General features: G+C 52.9%; 17 protein-coding genes. 5 read left to right on the forward strand and 12 right to left on the reverse strand.

Going from position 1 to position 15,044, the window contains the following annotated elements; genetic code table 11:
- Window positions 1-7: 7 nt before the first annotated feature.
- The 3 genes from FCL42_RS08635 to FCL42_RS08645 form a co-directional block, all read right to left on the reverse strand.
- Window positions 8-445, reverse strand: a complete 438-nt coding sequence (locus tag FCL42_RS08635) for a heavy metal-binding domain-containing protein (RefSeq protein ID WP_136862996.1) — start codon at window positions 443-445, stop codon at window positions 8-10.
- A gap of 65 nt (window positions 446-510) precedes the next feature.
- Window positions 511-855, reverse strand: a complete 345-nt coding sequence (locus tag FCL42_RS08640) for a hypothetical protein (RefSeq protein WP_136862997.1) — start codon at window positions 853-855, stop codon at window positions 511-513.
- Between the two features lie 98 nt (window positions 856-953).
- On the reverse strand, window positions 954-1,499 hold the full coding sequence (locus tag FCL42_RS08645) for a chorismate--pyruvate lyase family protein (RefSeq protein ID WP_136862998.1): 546 nt from the start codon (window positions 1,497-1,499) through the stop codon (window positions 954-956).
- A gap of 184 nt (window positions 1,500-1,683) precedes the next feature.
- Here FCL42_RS08645 and FCL42_RS08650 point away from each other — a divergent pair, with 184 nt between their 5' ends.
- Window positions 1,684-2,106 carry a flagellar basal body-associated protein FliL gene (locus tag FCL42_RS08650; protein WP_169308337.1) on the forward strand — a complete coding sequence of 141 codons (423 nt, stop codon included), beginning with the start codon at window positions 1,684-1,686 and terminating at the stop codon, window positions 2,104-2,106.
- On the opposite strand, the gene glpG is transcribed toward FCL42_RS08650, so the two are convergent.
- The 5 genes from glpG to FCL42_RS08675 form a co-directional block, all read right to left on the reverse strand.
- Window positions 2,100-2,927, reverse strand: a complete 828-nt coding sequence (gene glpG, locus FCL42_RS08655; RefSeq protein WP_229359816.1) for a rhomboid family intramembrane serine protease GlpG — start codon at window positions 2,925-2,927, stop codon at window positions 2,100-2,102. The genes FCL42_RS08650 and glpG overlap by 7 nt on opposite strands.
- Window positions 2,924-3,241 (reverse strand): thiosulfate sulfurtransferase GlpE, encoded by a 318-nt coding sequence (gene glpE / locus FCL42_RS08660; RefSeq protein WP_136863000.1) that lies wholly within the window; start codon window positions 3,239-3,241, stop codon window positions 2,924-2,926. The genes glpG and glpE overlap by 4 nt, the downstream gene beginning before the upstream one ends.
- 150 nt (window positions 3,242-3,391) lie before the next feature.
- Window positions 3,392-4,417, reverse strand: coding sequence for an L-threonine 3-dehydrogenase (gene tdh, locus FCL42_RS08665; protein ID WP_136863001.1), 1,026 nt, complete (start codon window positions 4,415-4,417; stop codon window positions 3,392-3,394).
- The gene (locus FCL42_RS08670) at window positions 4,414-5,613 is read right to left on the reverse strand and encodes a glycine C-acetyltransferase (protein ID WP_136863002.1); all 1,200 of its coding nucleotides are present in this window, start codon (window positions 5,611-5,613) and stop codon (window positions 4,414-4,416) included. Before FCL42_RS08670 ends, tdh begins: the two co-directional genes overlap by 4 nt.
- A gap of 181 nt (window positions 5,614-5,794) precedes the next feature.
- The gene (locus FCL42_RS08675; RefSeq protein ID WP_136863003.1) at window positions 5,795-6,460 is read right to left on the reverse strand and encodes a TetR/AcrR family transcriptional regulator; all 666 of its coding nucleotides are present in this window, start codon (window positions 6,458-6,460) and stop codon (window positions 5,795-5,797) included.
- A gap of 109 nt (window positions 6,461-6,569) precedes the next feature.
- Here FCL42_RS08675 and waaA point away from each other — a divergent pair, with 109 nt between their 5' ends.
- The gene (gene waaA, locus FCL42_RS08680) at window positions 6,570-7,826 is read left to right on the forward strand and encodes a lipid IV(A) 3-deoxy-D-manno-octulosonic acid transferase (protein ID WP_136863004.1); all 1,257 of its coding nucleotides are present in this window, start codon (window positions 6,570-6,572) and stop codon (window positions 7,824-7,826) included.
- Here waaA and FCL42_RS08685 read toward each other — a convergent pair.
- Entirely contained in the window at window positions 7,823-8,536 is a 714-nt protein-coding gene (locus tag FCL42_RS08685; RefSeq protein WP_136863005.1) for a 3-deoxy-D-manno-octulosonic acid kinase, read from the reverse strand. The genes waaA and FCL42_RS08685 overlap by 4 nt on opposite strands.
- A 134-nt stretch (window positions 8,537-8,670) precedes the next feature.
- Here FCL42_RS08685 and FCL42_RS08690 point away from each other — a divergent pair, with 134 nt between their 5' ends.
- The 3 genes from FCL42_RS08690 to hldE are packed head-to-tail and all read left to right on the forward strand — an operon-like array spanning window position 8,671 to window position 12,238.
- Complete coding sequence (locus tag FCL42_RS08690; protein WP_136863006.1) at window positions 8,671-9,711, forward strand: glycosyltransferase family 9 protein; 1,041 nt, start codon at window positions 8,671-8,673, stop codon at window positions 9,709-9,711.
- Window positions 9,712-9,765: 54 nt separating this feature from the next.
- The gene (locus FCL42_RS08695; protein WP_136863007.1) at window positions 9,766-10,764 is read left to right on the forward strand and encodes an NAD-dependent epimerase; all 999 of its coding nucleotides are present in this window, start codon (window positions 9,766-9,768) and stop codon (window positions 10,762-10,764) included.
- Between the two features lie 46 nt (window positions 10,765-10,810).
- Complete coding sequence (gene hldE / locus FCL42_RS08700; protein ID WP_136863008.1) at window positions 10,811-12,238, forward strand: bifunctional D-glycero-beta-D-manno-heptose-7-phosphate kinase/D-glycero-beta-D-manno-heptose 1-phosphate adenylyltransferase HldE; 1,428 nt, start codon at window positions 10,811-10,813, stop codon at window positions 12,236-12,238.
- 60 nt (window positions 12,239-12,298) lie between these two features.
- Here the strand turns inward: hldE and lpcA are convergent, their stop codons facing one another.
- The 3 genes from lpcA to FCL42_RS08715 form a co-directional block, all read right to left on the reverse strand.
- Window positions 12,299-12,880 carry a D-sedoheptulose 7-phosphate isomerase gene (gene lpcA, locus FCL42_RS08705; protein ID WP_136863009.1) on the reverse strand — a complete coding sequence of 194 codons (582 nt, stop codon included), beginning with the start codon at window positions 12,878-12,880 and terminating at the stop codon, window positions 12,299-12,301.
- Between the two features lie 66 nt (window positions 12,881-12,946).
- On the reverse strand, window positions 12,947-13,981 hold the full coding sequence (locus FCL42_RS08710) for a glycosyltransferase family 4 protein (RefSeq protein WP_136863010.1): 1,035 nt from the start codon (window positions 13,979-13,981) through the stop codon (window positions 12,947-12,949).
- 41 nt (window positions 13,982-14,022) lie between these two features.
- Window positions 14,023-15,030 (reverse strand): WavE lipopolysaccharide synthesis family protein, encoded by a 1,008-nt coding sequence (locus FCL42_RS08715; protein ID WP_136863011.1) that lies wholly within the window; start codon window positions 15,028-15,030, stop codon window positions 14,023-14,025.
- Window positions 15,031-15,044 lie beyond the last annotated feature (14 nt).

A 15,044-nucleotide genomic window follows, 5' to 3' on the forward strand; every position in this document is an offset into this window, starting at 1 on the left:
AGTTATGTTAGTGCTTGTGACCGTGGCCATGGCCTGCATCGGCCATCGGCTCTAAATCCATGCCGCACTTAGGGCAGGTATCACCAGCATAGCCTTGAATCTTAGGATTCATTGGGCACGCGTGAGTGTAGCCTTCCGCTTTCTGTTCAGACTTCATCGGTTCCAAGTCCATGCCGCACTTAGGGCAGGTATCACCAGCATGACCTTTGATCTTAGGGTTCATCGGGCAAGCGTGGGTGTACTCTTCACCGGCCGCTGCATCACCGTGATGATGACCATGATGGTCTTTCATCTTCATTTTACAACTGCCGTCGCACTTCCCCTCTTTGGCATGGGGGCAGTGTTGCTCAGTCTGACCATTGTGATCATGATGATGACCAGCCATAACGAAAGGGGCGGATACCAGAGCGATGCTCATGGCCAAGATAGCCAGTAATTTTTTCATTTTTACTCTTCTTTTCAATAAATTATTTTGTTCGGGACTGAATCTTATAGGAGGGTAAACCTCAATTAAGCCCCGAGGATGGGCGGCCTGAGCTCCGCATCCAATATTAGTGAAAGGAGTAAAGGCTCTGTCGTTGTGGGAACAACCGAAGCCAGCAAAGGCAGATGCCATTGGCTGTGTGAGGCAATCAACACCAGAGGTGAATAGGAGGTAACTTGGCAGTGGCCACACTCACCACCACAGTGATGGCAGGGTGAGTCGGTTGCCATTTTTCCACAGTGAGCATGCCCATGATGGCCACTCATTTCGGCTTGGCTTTTAGACGGGATCGGTTCATTAGCCGCAGCGGTATTCACCACTAAGCTAAAGCTGAACAGAACTAACATCATTAAGCGAAACAATGGCTTCACAGATCCACTCGAGGAAATCTCAATCTCTTATATTAGTGTCTGTGATTTCCGACAATGAGAACCAAACTCAGTTCACATTCTGGAAAATCATCCCTCGATTAAGACAGGCGCGCAGCCGCAAAAGGTAGGAACACTTCGGTTACCCGAAGGCTAAGCGCATTAACGGAAAACTCACGTTGGCGACCCCAAAGCCCATTGTCCACCGGCATTCCGAGAAGCCGAGCGTGGTTCGCGGCGGTCGAGTGATCATCATAATGACGCACCTCAATGGGGCCCCGGATCAGATCATCGGCGGCAAACAGACGCTCACCTAAAGGCTGGTTGCCCAAAGATGCAAAATCGATGCTGGAGCCCTGTACGGCTTCAAGGGGAACTTCAGTATTGGCGTAAACCCAAGGAATGCCGTCGAGCTTAAGCAACACTTGGCGCTGCCAAATTTGCTCTCCCTGTTGCCAGCTGGGGCCAGACTCTTGGGCCGGCGCCATGCCTTCAGACAACAGCTGAACTTCGAAGCGGCGGCAGAGATTCTTGAGTTTCAAAGTCAAAGAGCCACGGTCTTGCAACCACGACATCAAGATATGAGGAGGTGTTGTCCCTGAGTGAGATGCGCCGAAAGCCGGTGCGTCCATCGTTGCTGTGGTCATTACTGCTCCCTGACTAAGCCTGCCTTTTTAGCCTGATTAATGCCAATTCTCAAAAATACTTACGAGTGACTCAATCAATTCGGCTTAAAAAGACGATAAAACGCATAATAGCAAAACTCCCATTGGAGCTAAACCGCCGCCTGTATTAGAGTAGTTAGGATAATCACCATGACGTGGAGCCATTTTGGCCATGAGACTCGCATTACTCCTTGTTCTGTCTAGCTTAATCTTCTCCCCCGTTAGTCTAGCTGAAGAGGAGCCGACGGCACCGGCCGCCGCAGGCGACAGTTTCGGGTACTACGGCCTCGAGCCAGAGATCGTCACCAACTACGTCACCAAAGGCAATCGTTTAGGCTATATCCGCGTGAACATCGAATTGATGATCAAAGAGGCCGATACCATGGCCATCGTTGAGCATCATGCGCCGCTGATACGCTCCGCCATCATTGAGATTTTGGGAGAGCAGCCAGAAGATAAGATCAAATCCTTGACCGGACGGGAAGAGATTCGTCGCCTGTGCTTCACCACAGTCAATGGCCTTCTGGAACAAGAGGTTGGCCAACCGCTGCTGGTCAACCTGCTGTTCACTAAGTTCCTGTATCAGTGACGCTGACGGCTATCAAGCCCCGCCTGCGCCAAGCCGACGACCAGCCCACCTAGGTGGGCCCAGTTGGCCATATTCATAAAGCCAGCAAAGCCTGCCACCATCCACAGAACCAAGAACATCATGTAACTCTGAGGTAGGCCAATGCCACTCTCAGGGCGTAAGCGCCCCATCATCCAGCAGTAGCCAACTAAGGCATACACCACCCCGGACAGGCCGCCAAAATTAGGACCAACCATGGCAAACTGCACCAAGTTTGGCAGTGTGCCGCCGACGATCAGCACCACAAACAGCTTTCCGGTTCCAAGCCGCCGCTCGATCAAACCGCCGAGCTGCCACCACCACAACAAGTTGAACACGATGTGCATGGGGTCAAAGTGGATCAGTGTCGGAGTAAAGATGCGCCAGCCTTCCGCCAGCGAAAATGCCTGCCACGACTCGAAGAAATGCAGTACGTTGAAGATCGGCCGTTGCCAACCTAAAAACCACGGCAGGTAGATCGCCAAACACAGCACCATGATGGTTAGGGTTAACGGCCCCGCTTTGCTGCGAATCGATGCCATCATCGATGCGCCTTTGCCGTAGCTCAGCCCGCTGTGGGTGTCGCCGCTGTGCCATGACGCTTCGTGATAGCGAGGGTGATTGGGCTCAGCCACGAAACGTTGCCACTCTCGTTCGGCAACCGCTTGATCCTGTTCCAATACCCAGATCTCCAGCAGAGACTCCCCCTGCTGCACCTGAGCCTGAATGCCCATTCCCCTTAGGTAATCCATAAAGGCTTGTGCCGCTCTTGCCTGAGTCAGCTGGCCAATACGAACCTTCACTGGACTATCTCCTGACCCGCACGGACCCAGGCTTCCATACCGCCCAGTAAGCTATAAACCTCATCAAAGCCTTGCTCGGCAAGATATTGCGCCGCACTTTGGCTGCTGATGCCGTGATAGCACACCACTAACAGTGGATCGTCATAGTCGGCATCCATAATAAACTGAGCAATGTTGCCCTGATGCAGATGCAGCGCTCCCTCGATATGACCCGCCTGATAAGCCTCAGGGGCTCGGATGTCCACAATCTGCACCTGTCCCTGCTGCTTCAGCTGTTCCAGCTGCGCCAGCTCGATGTTGCTGTAGTTCGCCAAAGCCTACACTCCTTAATTTGCGTAATGCTCATCATATTAAAGATCTGGGCCCCATTACTAGGCTGCCCCATCCTCAACTGCATTGGCACGCCATTCCCAAAGCAAACAAAAAGGGCCGACATCGTCGACCCTTTATTTGTTGATACGGTATCAGTCCCAGCTCAGGATCACTTTACCCGACTGGCCTCCGCGCATCACATCAAAGCCTTCTTGGAAGTCATCCACATGGTAGTGGTGAGTGATGATTGGGGTGATGTCCAAACCGGATTGGATCAAGCTGGCCATCTTATACCAGGTCTCGAACATCTCGCGGCCATAGATGCCCTTGATCACCAAGCCTTTAAAGATAACCTTGCCCCAATCAATGCCCATGCTACCTGGAGGAATGCCCAACATGGCAATCTTACCGCCGTGATTCATGGTCTCCAGCATGGAGTTAAAGGCGCTCGGTACTCCGGACATCTCTAGGCCCACATCGAAACCTTCGGTCATGCCCAGCTCGGCCATCACCTCTTCGAGGCTCTCTTTGGCTACGTTGACGGCACGTGTGGCGCCCATCTTCTTGGCCAGATTCAGGCGATAATCGTTAACGTCAGTGATCACCACATGGCGAGCACCAACGTGTTTGGCAACCGCAGCCGCCATGATGCCGATTGGGCCCGCACCAGTAATCAGCACATCTTCACCAACCAGGTCAAAGGACAATGCCGTGTGCACAGCGTTACCAAAGGGGTCGAAGATCGACGCCAAATCATCACTGATGTCATCAGGGATTTTGAACGCGTTGAATGCTGGGATCACCAGATACTCGGCAAAAGCGCCCTCACGATCCACACCCACACCCACGGTGTTACGGCACAGATGAGTACGGCCGCCACGACAGTTACGACAGTGGCCGCAGGTGATGTGGCCCTCTCCGGAAACTCGATCGCCAATGGCAAAACCACGCACCTCTTGGCCCATGTCCACCACTTCGCCTACGTACTCGTGGCCCACGACCATTGGCACGGGAATGGTTTTCTGCGACCACTCATCCCAGTTGTAGATGTGCACGTCGGTACCACAAATGGCGGTCTTCTTAATGCGAATCAGCAGATCGTTGTGGCCCACCTTAGGTTTGGGGGCGTCCACCATCCAGATGCCTTGTTCGGGTTTTAATTTTGACAGGGCCTTCATGCGATGATCTCCAGCTCTTTACCGATGCGAATAAAGGCATCGATCGCCTTGTCTAGCTGCTCACGGCTGTGGGCGGCAGACATCTGTGTACGGATGCGGGCCGCGCCTTTTGGCACCACAGGGAAAGAGAAACCAATCACGTAAATCCCTTCCGCCAGCAAGCGGTCTGCAAACTCAGCCGCCAAGGCCGCATCGCCAATCATCACCGGAATGATGGCGTGATCGGCACCAGCCAAGGAGAATCCTGCTTCGCTCATGCGAGTGCGGAAGTGTGCAGCGTTGTCCCACAGTTTAGCCCGCAGTTCGCCGCCTTCGGCGATCATATCCAACACCTTGATGGACGCGGATACGATAGCGGGTGCCAGTGAGTTAGAGAACAGGTATGGGCGACTGCGCTGACGCAACCAATCGATCACCTCTTTTTTACCGGAAGTGAAACCACCGGAAGCCCCACCCAGCGCCTTACCCAAGGTGCCGGTAATGATGTCGACACGATCCATCACCTTGCAATGTTCGTGGGTGCCTCGCCCGCCTTCGCCCACAAAGCCAACGGCGTGGGAATCATCCACCATCACCAATGCGCCATATTTGTCTGCTAAGTCGCAGATGCCCTCGAGATTGGCGATCACGCCGTCCATGGAGAACACACCATCGGTGGCGATCAACTTATGGCGACAACCCGCTTCGGCGGCTTCCTGCAGGCAGCGCTCCAGCTCAGCAAGGTTATTGTTGGCGTAGCGGAAACGTTTGGCTTTACACAGGCGCACACCATCGATGATGGAGGCGTGGTTCAGCGCATCGCTGATGATGGCATCTTCAGGGCCAAGCAGAGTTTCGAACAGGCCGGCGTTGGCATCGAAGCAGGAGGAGTACAGGATGGTGTCTTCCATTCCTAAGAAGCTGGACAGCTTAGCTTCCAGCTGCTTGTGAATGTCTTGGGTACCACAGATAAAGCGTACGGAAGCCATACCAAAACCGTGGTCACTCAGGCCCTGCTGAGCCGCTGCAACCAACTGAGGGTCGTTGGCCAAGCCTAGGTAGTTGTTGGCGCAGAAGTTAATGACTTGCTCGCCAGTGCTGACTTCGATTGCGGTGTGTTGTGGAGTGGTGATCACTCGCTCGTGCTTGTAGAGCCCATCGGCTTTTACGTCGACCAGTTGCTGCTGAATCTGAGCGTAAAACGCGGAAGATGACATGCTGCCTCCCAATGGCATTAAAGATTATGATGCTACTGGTCACCACCTAAGAGGGTCTTAAGCCAGTGTCGGTACCAGCGCTTATTGTAGTCCCGACATTCTAACTGGGCTTTGCCTAAGGCGCAGCAGCTAAATCACAAAATTTTTGCTTGGGAAGCAGCAAGATTTGCTATCGCTTGAATTAAATCTCAGCAGTTTCTGCAGCAGAATCCTTCAACAACTGGCGATACTGGGTTTCGATGCGGTCGAACTCAGGACGCGCCTTATCGGCAATGTAGCCGCGGAAAGTGGTTAGTACTCTGAGCACACCTTGATAGATCTCGTTCTTGGTTACGGTACCGTCGATCTTCTGGGTACTTTGGAAACCGATCCAGCAGGCCACAATCATCTTCAGTGTTTGCGCTAGATCCGCAATGTAGATGTCTTCCAGCTCTACGGTGCCATTGTCTCGCAAGATGCGCAGTGCACTGGCTGACTGCACGTCCATCTTCTCCTGCACCTTAACGTAACGAGCGCGAAGCTCATCATCACGGTTAAGGATGTCGCCCAAGTTGGCGTAGAAGAAGCGGTAGCGCCACATCACCTGCAACATACCGTCGAGGAAACGCACCATAAATCCGAGATCACTTTCATGCTCTACGTCATAGGGGCGGAACGCCTCCACGATGTAGCTTTCATACTCGGTATAGATACATCGAATGATGTCTTCTTTGTTGCGAAAGTGGTAATAGAGATTACCGGGGCTGATACCCAAATGAGCTGCAATGTGATTGGTTGTAATCGCGCGTTCACCGTGTTCATTAAACAGCTCAAGACTGGCTTTAATAATTCTATCTTTAGTTTTCATTGAGCTCACCTTGATTACACTTGCCCTAGCTTACCTCGGCTTACACGGATTTGAAACACTCGCCTAGGCTGCACTATTATGCAGGCCTGAAAATTCACAAGCGACCACCATGAATCGAATCAGCTACAGCATATTGCTTTGGTTAGCCTGCCCCGTAGTCATACTCTACTTTCTCTGGCGTGGCATCAAAAGTCCAGATTACCGCGGCCGGCTAAAAGAAAGATTCGGCCTGGGGTTGCCTCGGCCTCACCAGCCAATCCTTGTGCACTGCGCCTCCATGGGAGAAACCCTCGCTGCGGTGCCGCTGATTAAAAAACTGCAACAGGCCAATCCAGAAACTTCGTTTGTGATCACCAGCAGTTCACCCACGGGTTCCGCTCAAGTCAAAACCCACTTTGGCGACAGCGTTGAACACTGCTACTTGCCCATTGATCTCAGCCTATGGCTGCGGCCTTGGCTAAAAGCGATGCGCCCTAAAGCGGTGGTATTAATGGAAACCGAACTGTGGCCCAACCTGATTCATCAAAGCCACAAACTGAATATTCCCGTGGTGGTGGCCAATGCTCGCTTGTCTGAACGCAGTGCCCGAGGCTATGGCAAGGTTCATAAGCTGGTGACGCCAATGCTGGAAAAACTCAGTGCCGTTGCCGTCCAGAACAGCACCGATGGTGCCCGCTTGGTCTCCCTTGGTGTGAACCCCAGCATCCTAACCGACTGCGGCAGCCTTAAGTTTGATATCCAAATTGATGATGAAAAGCGCCAACAGGCGCTATCTGCTCGCCAAAACCTGCTACTGGGGCGTCAAAACTGGGTCGCTGGCTCAGTACATCCCGGAGAGATGGAGATGGCACTCGCGGCCCACAAACGGCTGCTGGATACCGACGCCAACTGGCTATTGGTAATGGTGCCTCGCCACCCAGAGCAGTTTGAAAGCGCCTTCAACTTGGCGCAACAAGCGGGCTTTAACGTTCAGCGCCGCAGTGACATTGAGCAGATTGATGAAGACACTCAGGTGCTGATTGGCAATACCATGGGCGAGCTGCTGACCTTCTACGGTGCCAGCGAACTGTGCTTTGTCGGTGGCAGCCTGATTGAACGTGGCGGCCACAACCCACTGGAGCCAGTGGCTTTCGATAAGCCAGTACTGATGGGACCGAACTACTTTAACTTCCAAGAGATCGCCACAGGGCTTAAGGCTAAAAAGATTCTTATTGAAGTGGCTGACCAACAGCAGTTGGCCGAGCAATTGATTGCCTGTGATGACCAAGCTCGCTCAGAGATTGCCAAGCGAACCCAAGGCTTTATGGCGCAAAATGGCGGAGCCACTCAGCGCCAATTTGAAGTGATTCAGCAGCAGCTAAGTTAACCGGCTTTTCCCTGATAACCTTCCATCAAGTGTTGCCACTGTTCGGGCTTCCAATGAAGCCCGTCGACCCGACCCATCTCTTTGTGCAATGAGCGCTTAAGGCGCTCTAGATTCGCCTGTTGCCAACTCGCTTCGCTCTGGCGCAGCTCGCCACGATCAAAATCGATAAGGAAAAACTGGTTCTCATCCAGCAGAATGTTTCTGGCATTAAGATCCGCATGATAAACGCCAGCGTCATGGAAGCGGCGCAGCAACGCGCCCAACTCAAACCATCGAGACTTGGGCAACTCACCTTGAGTTAATGCCCCCACCAGATCCTGACACCCGCACAGCTGTTCGGTAATCAGGTCAGCCCGATACCCTAACCCGCTGCGCTCAACTCGTGCCGCCAGAGGTTTGGAAACCGGCAACCCCAATCGCACCAGTTGCTCCAACAGAGCCAACTCTTTGAAAGGGCGAGTTGCCTCCAGCCCAGGCCACAAATACCAGTCTTTGATCACCTTTCCCGGTAGGCCGCCACGATAATAATGACGCAGCACCGCCCGACGTTCATCCAGCTTGAGAAACCACGCAGGATTGCGGCCACTGGCACTGGAGTGCCCCACCACGTGATGATTCTGCATCAACCAATCTCGATCAAACCAGCGCCAATCGGCTTGGACGCCATCGGCACTGAGTAAGGTGACTTTGCCTTGAGCCTGCTGCTGCATACCCGGTCTCGCTACGGAAATTTTGTTGCAGTATAACGGCAAACCCCAAAGAATCCCCCGCGATGCCGTTGATTTCCTTGGTCGATGGTCAAAATTTATTTAAACTTGGCGTTTTGCTTCCAACAATGACGCCCATGCCCATCCCAAACTCTCCCAACTCCATCTGCATCATGCGCCTTTCAGCCATAGGCGACGTATGCCATGCCGTTGCTATGGTGCAAGCGGTGCAGCGCCGTCATCCTCAGGCCAAGATCACCTGGGTAGTGGGTAAAGTTGAGGCGCAGCTACTGGCAGGCCTTGAGGGCGTTGAATTGGTGGTGTTCGATAAGCGCCTCGGCTGGCAGGGCTACAAACAATTGTGGGCGGCACTGAAAAGCCAACGCTTTGATGTACTGCTGCACATGCAGGTGGCGCTGCGAGCCTCCATTGCCACCTTAGGCATCAAGGCCAAGGCCAAAGTTGGCTTTGATAAAGCCCGCGCCAAAGAGGGGCAATGGCTGTTTGTAAACCACAAGATTGAGCCTCAATCTGAGCCTCACGTACTCGATGGCTTTATGAATTTCGCCAGAGCCGTCGGCGTCACGGATACCAAGCCAACATGGAAGATGCCCCTAACTGACGCCGAGCTTAGTTTTGCTGAGCAGCACATTGCAGGGGACCAGCGCACCCTGATCATCTGCCCCGCGGCCAGCAAAGCAGAACGCAACTGGTTGGCAGACCGTTACGCCCAAGTGGCGGACTTCGCCCTGTCTCAAGGGATGAAAGTGATGCTCTGCGGTGGACCGGCGGAGCTGGAAAAACAGTTGGCTGCCGACATTGTCGCCCATGCCCAAGGCAAGATAACCAACCTCGTGGGTCAGACCAACCTAAAACAGCTTTTGGCCCTACTCGGTCGAGCCAGTTTGGTGATTGCCCCCGATACAGGTCCGGCCCACATGGCCGTGACCCAAGGTACACCGGTAATCGGCCTTTACGCCCACTCCAACCCAAAGCGTACCGGCCCCTATTTAAGCCTAGATCGGGTCGTCAGTCGCTATCAGCAGCACATTGAAGTCCAGACGGGAAAACCGATGGCACAGATCCCTTTCGGCACCCGAGCCAAAGGCAGTGAACTCATGCACGATATCGACGTCGAATCGGTTATTGAGCAGGTAAAACAAGCTTTAAGGGCTTAAACTTAAGCGAAATCAGCCTTAAGCCCAAGAGACCACACATACAGGACTCTCTGAATGCGAATTCTAGTTACCGGCGCCGCCGGCTTTATTGGCTACTACGTAAGCCAACGTCTATTAGACGCAGGTCACCAAGTGGTTGGCCTAGACAACCTGAATGATTACTACGATGTCGAGCTTAAACAAGCTCGACTTGAGCAGTTGACGCCACACCGCCACTTCCAATTCATCGAAATGGATCTGGCCGATCGCGATGGCATGGCCAACCTGTTTGCTGGCGACAAATTCGATCGCGTGATTCATCTGGCCGCCCAAGCAGGGGTGCGCTACTCCATCGACAACCCAATGGCTTATTTGGACTCCAACCTAGCGGGCATGCTGACCATCTTGGAAGGCTGCCGCCAGCAGAAGGTTCCCCATCTGGTTTATGCCTCTTCGTCATCGGTGTACGGCATGAATAAGAAGGTGCCATTTAGCGAGTCTGATGCCGTCGATCACCCAGTGAGCCTCTACGCCGCCACAAAGAAATCCAATGAGCTGATGGCACACACCTACAGCCACTTATACGACCTGCCGACCACCGGCCTGCGTTTCTTTACGGTGTATGGACCAATGGGTCGCCCAGACATGGCCTACTTCAGCTTTACTAAGAAGATTTTGGCTGGCGAGCCTATCGATGTATTCAACCATGGCAAGCTGTCTCGGGACTTCACCTATATCGATGACATCGTCGAGGGCGTGCTGCGCGTAATGGAGGAGATCCCATCTCGAGATGACAGCAACGACTGTTCCTCTCCCGATCAATCCAGCGCCCCATATCAGCTGTTTAATATCGGCAACCACCAGCCTGTGGAGCTATTAACCTTCATTCAGACTCTGGAGCAGGCGCTGGGCGTCAAAGCCAAGCTGAATATGAAGCCGATGCAGCCCGGCGACGTGTACACCACTTATGCGGATACCGACAATCTTCAGCAAGCGGTGGGCTTTAGCCCTGACACCTCTTTGGCCGAAGGCCTAGGTAAGTTTGCCCAGTGGTATCGCAGCTTCTACGGCTAAAGCCGTGGTAGACTCCATTTTCAGTTTTCAAAGAGTTTGATTGGCAATGAAAGTTTCTCTGCCCTCCTACAAAAACGCACAGGTTCTGGTCGTCGGTGATGTGATGCTGGATCGCTACTGGGTTGGTCCTACTGGACGCATTTCGCCAGAAGCGCCGGTTCCAGTAGTCAAAATTGACACCATCGAAGACCGCCCTGGCGGTGCCGCCAACGTGGCACTTAACATTGCGGCTCTAGGTGGCAATGCCGACTTGGTTGGCCTGGTAGGCGCCGATGAAGCCGCCGACGCCCTTAGAAGTAAGATCAGCAACCTAGGCGTTACGCCCAAATTGGTGGAGGTCGACAATGCACCCACCATCACCAAGTTGCGAGTACTATCTCGAAACCAGCAGTTGATCCGCTTGGATTTTGAGGAAGCCTTCGGTCTGAGCGGTGAAGAGCAGATCAACGAACAGACTGAAGCCGCCTTGGAACAGGCCAAAGTGGTGATCCTATCTGACTACGCCAAAGGGGCTTTGTCTAACCCGCAAGAGATCATCCGCTTGGCTCGCAAAGCTGGCGTGCCTTCTCTGGTGGACCCCAAAGGCACCGATTTCGAAAAGTACCGTGGCGCCACGCTTCTAACCCCAAATATGGGTGAGTTCGAAGCCGTTGTCGGCAAGATCAAAGACGAAGCCGACCTTGTTGCCAAAGGCTTAGCCCTAATTGAACAGTTTGAACTGGATGCGCTGCTGGTGACACGCTCAGAAAAAGGCATGACCCTGCTGCGCCCCGGCCAAACGGAACTGCACCTGCCAGCAATGGCTCGTGAGGTCTACGACGTCACCGGCGCTGGCGATACCGTTATTGGTACCCTAGCCGCCTCTCTGGCCGCAGGTAGCGAGCTGGATCAAGCCTGCGCTCTGGCTAACGCCGCCGCTTCTGTGGTGGTAGGCAAGCGCGGTACCTCAACCATCTCTGCGGTCGAGTTGGCTGCCATGGTGGCATCCATGCACGACGAAAGTGGCTTCGGTGTTATGGATGAAAGCCAGCTACTGTACGCCGTTGCCGACGCCAAAGCCCGTGGCGAAAAAGTGGTGATGACCAACGGCTGCTTCGACATCCTGCACGCAGGCCACGTCAGTTACCTGAGCCAAGCGAAAAAACTGGGTGACCGCTTAATTGTTGCGGTTAACAGCGACGACTCCGTTAAACGCCTTAAAGGGGAGTCTCGCCCGGTCAACAACATCGACCGCCGCATGAGCGTACTCGCCGGCCTTGGCGCCGTCGACTGGGTGGTGGAGTTTACCGAAGACACGCCGCAGCGTTTGATTGCCGAAGTGTTGCCTAACCTGCTGGTGAAAGGCGGCGACTATAAGGTTGAAGAGATTGCTGGTCACCAAGAGGTGCTGGCCAACGGCGGTGAAGTGCAGATTCTTGGCTTTGAAGATGGGGTTTCTACCACCGAGATCATCCGCAAGATCACCTCGAAGTAACAAGCCCCAACCATGAAAAAACCCGCCATCTGGCGGGTTTTTTATTGAAGCTATTGATGATTACTTTTCATCGGCCATCAGCTGCTCAATCAGCATGATCAAGATATGAATCACCTTGATGTGCACCTCTTGGATGCGATCGGCATAACCAAAGTGAGGTACGCGAATCTCGACATCGGCGAGGTTGGCCATCTTGCCGCCATCTTTACCGGTTAACACTACGGTCTTCATGCCTTGGGCTTTGGCCGCATCGATGGCATTGAGAATATTTTGGGAGTTGCCGCTGGTGCTGATGCCAAACAGTACATCACCACTGCGACCAACGCCTTCAATATAGCGGGAGAACACGTGGTCGTAGCCAAAGTCATTACTGACGCAAGACAGGTGGCTAGGATCGGAAATGGCAATGGCACCATACGCAGGGCGATTATTTCGGTAACGGCCGGTCAGCTCTTCGGCAAAATGCATGGCGTCACAGTGAGAGCCTCCATTACCACAGGAAAGCACTTTCCCCTGCTGTTTTAAGGAGTCCGCAATCAGGGCCGCAGCCTCTTCAACTCGAGCCATCTGCTCATCATCGGCAATAAAGCGATTGAGCACTTCAGCGGCTTCAGTTAATTCTTTACGAATCTGCTCTTTCATCGATACATCCTAATTTAAAGTCTGCCAGTAACCATATCACAGCCAATGTGAGCTATTAGTAAAAATTTACACCGTGGTCAGGCTGTTATATAGGGCAAGATAACGCTCGCAGACGCTTTGAGGGCTAAAGTCCCGCAATCGTTCCTTGGCTCCTGCGGCAAGCTGTTGCTGCAATGATTCATCAGCAATCAAGGTAAGCAGCGCCCGCTCCAACGCTTGGTCATCTCCAGGCTCAACCAACAGCCCGGTTTGACCATCGACGATCATATCGGGAATGCCACCGGCATTGGCGCCAATGACCGGTGTGTCGTGTTGCCAAGCTTCCAATACCGTTGAGCCCAAGCCTTCGTTCAAAGAGGGGAACAACATCAATTTCATTGCAGCCAGATAGTTACCAATGTCATCGCAATGGCCAAGAAATTCAATATTATCGATGCCTTGAGCCTGCTGCTTCAGTTGTGACTCGTCCTTGCCGCTGCCCAAAAACAGAAACTGCAACTGTGGATGGGTTTTCGCCAACCGGCGCGCCACTTCAATAGTGAGATGATAGCCCTTGTGGTGCAGCAACTTGCCCACCTGACCAATCAAGATTTTATCCGGATACTGAGCCTGAATCTCCGCCACTCGCTGCGGATCCGCCGCGAAAGTCGAAAAACTGCTGGGAATCACTCGAGTGGTAATCCTGTTATCCAGAGTCAATATCTGTGCCTCAATGGCACGGCTAAGGCCAACCACAGTGGCGGCATTGCGATACGCCAGCCGGGTCAGCGCACTGGATTTAAGTTTATTGTCCACCCGCCGAGTAATGATGTAGCGATTACCATGCAGCAACCCTTGCAGTGCACACCAGTACACCGCTTTGCCATCGTGGGCATGCAGCATTACCGACTTAGGTAACCAGCGACGATGGTGACCAAGCAGATGGTGCTTGGCATGTACCACGGTGACATTCAAACCTGCCAATTTGTCGTTGAGCGGGGAGTCTGGGCGAATCACAGCCCATTGCTCTACCCCTTGGGCCGCCAAAGAGCGGATTAGGTTAAGGGTTTGACGCTCACCGCCACTGAACCCTTTCGCCAAATTTACATGGCAGATCTGCATGAACATAACCTTCTAAAAACAAACCGATACAGTCTACTCGGTTACTCACCTCGGTTTCTAGTAACCTGATGTTCCGCCCAGCGCAGTTTCAAGGTTTGTTTCACCCCTTGCCCCAAATACGCCAAGCCGCGAATCAAGCGATGAAATGCCCGGTAGGTCAGCTCCTCAGAAAATCGCTGCTGAGGTTGGCAATAGCGTTTATATAGTTGCAGCCAACGACGGAAGGTGTAATGGGTATAAGGAAAGCCATCGTTTTGATCCAAGCGCTTAGGCACCACCAAGCCAAGAACCTTGCGGTCTAAGATAATGAGATTATTCGCAAAAATCTGATCGGATAGACGCTTCTGACCCGCACTCATATCAAACTTATGTCGAAACTGAATCTGGATGTGCTTGCGCAAATATGCAGTCCACAACATCTGCTCTACGTGCAATTGATGGAAGGGGTAGTTGGCATGCTGGCGCTTACCCGATAGATTCCGGTTAAATTCATAATCGCTCCACAGGGGCAGATCCCATAGGTCCAACAGATCTTCAGTTAAGCCAAAATGGAAAAAATCCGACGGGAAGAACGGAATCGCTTTCCCCTGAGAGTACTCTTTGGCGAATAAGTTGGAAGCCACTACCCGCTGACGGAAAAAACTAAACTTGTCGTCACGATGATTAAACTGCTGATACAGAGACACAAACTCATTAGAGGTTAATAAGTTATCGCTGCGCAGTTTGATGGCATAAGGGGTTCCAACCTGCTTTAAGCCCGCCATGGTACAGACAATCTGACGATTGATGTTGACCGTATGAGGCTTATCTTTCTTGTTGAACTTGGTTACCGTTGGCCCGGAATCTTGGCTGAACACTAACTCGTCATAGTCCAAACCCTGAGCATCCATGCCCTGCCAAGTCGATAAGATGATCTTGGCGCCAGGCAGGTACTGTCGTACCGACGCCAAGCACCGCTGGGTCAACTTAGGACCACGAGGATCCTCCTCGCTGGTATGCAGCGGCCCTTGAACCACCACAGAAATTTGCTCAAAACGGATGCCGTCCATATCGCTCCCTTAAG

This window comes from Ferrimonas aestuarii, from assembly GCF_005116665.1.
Classification (GTDB): domain Bacteria; phylum Pseudomonadota; class Gammaproteobacteria; order Enterobacterales; family Shewanellaceae; genus Ferrimonas; species Ferrimonas aestuarii.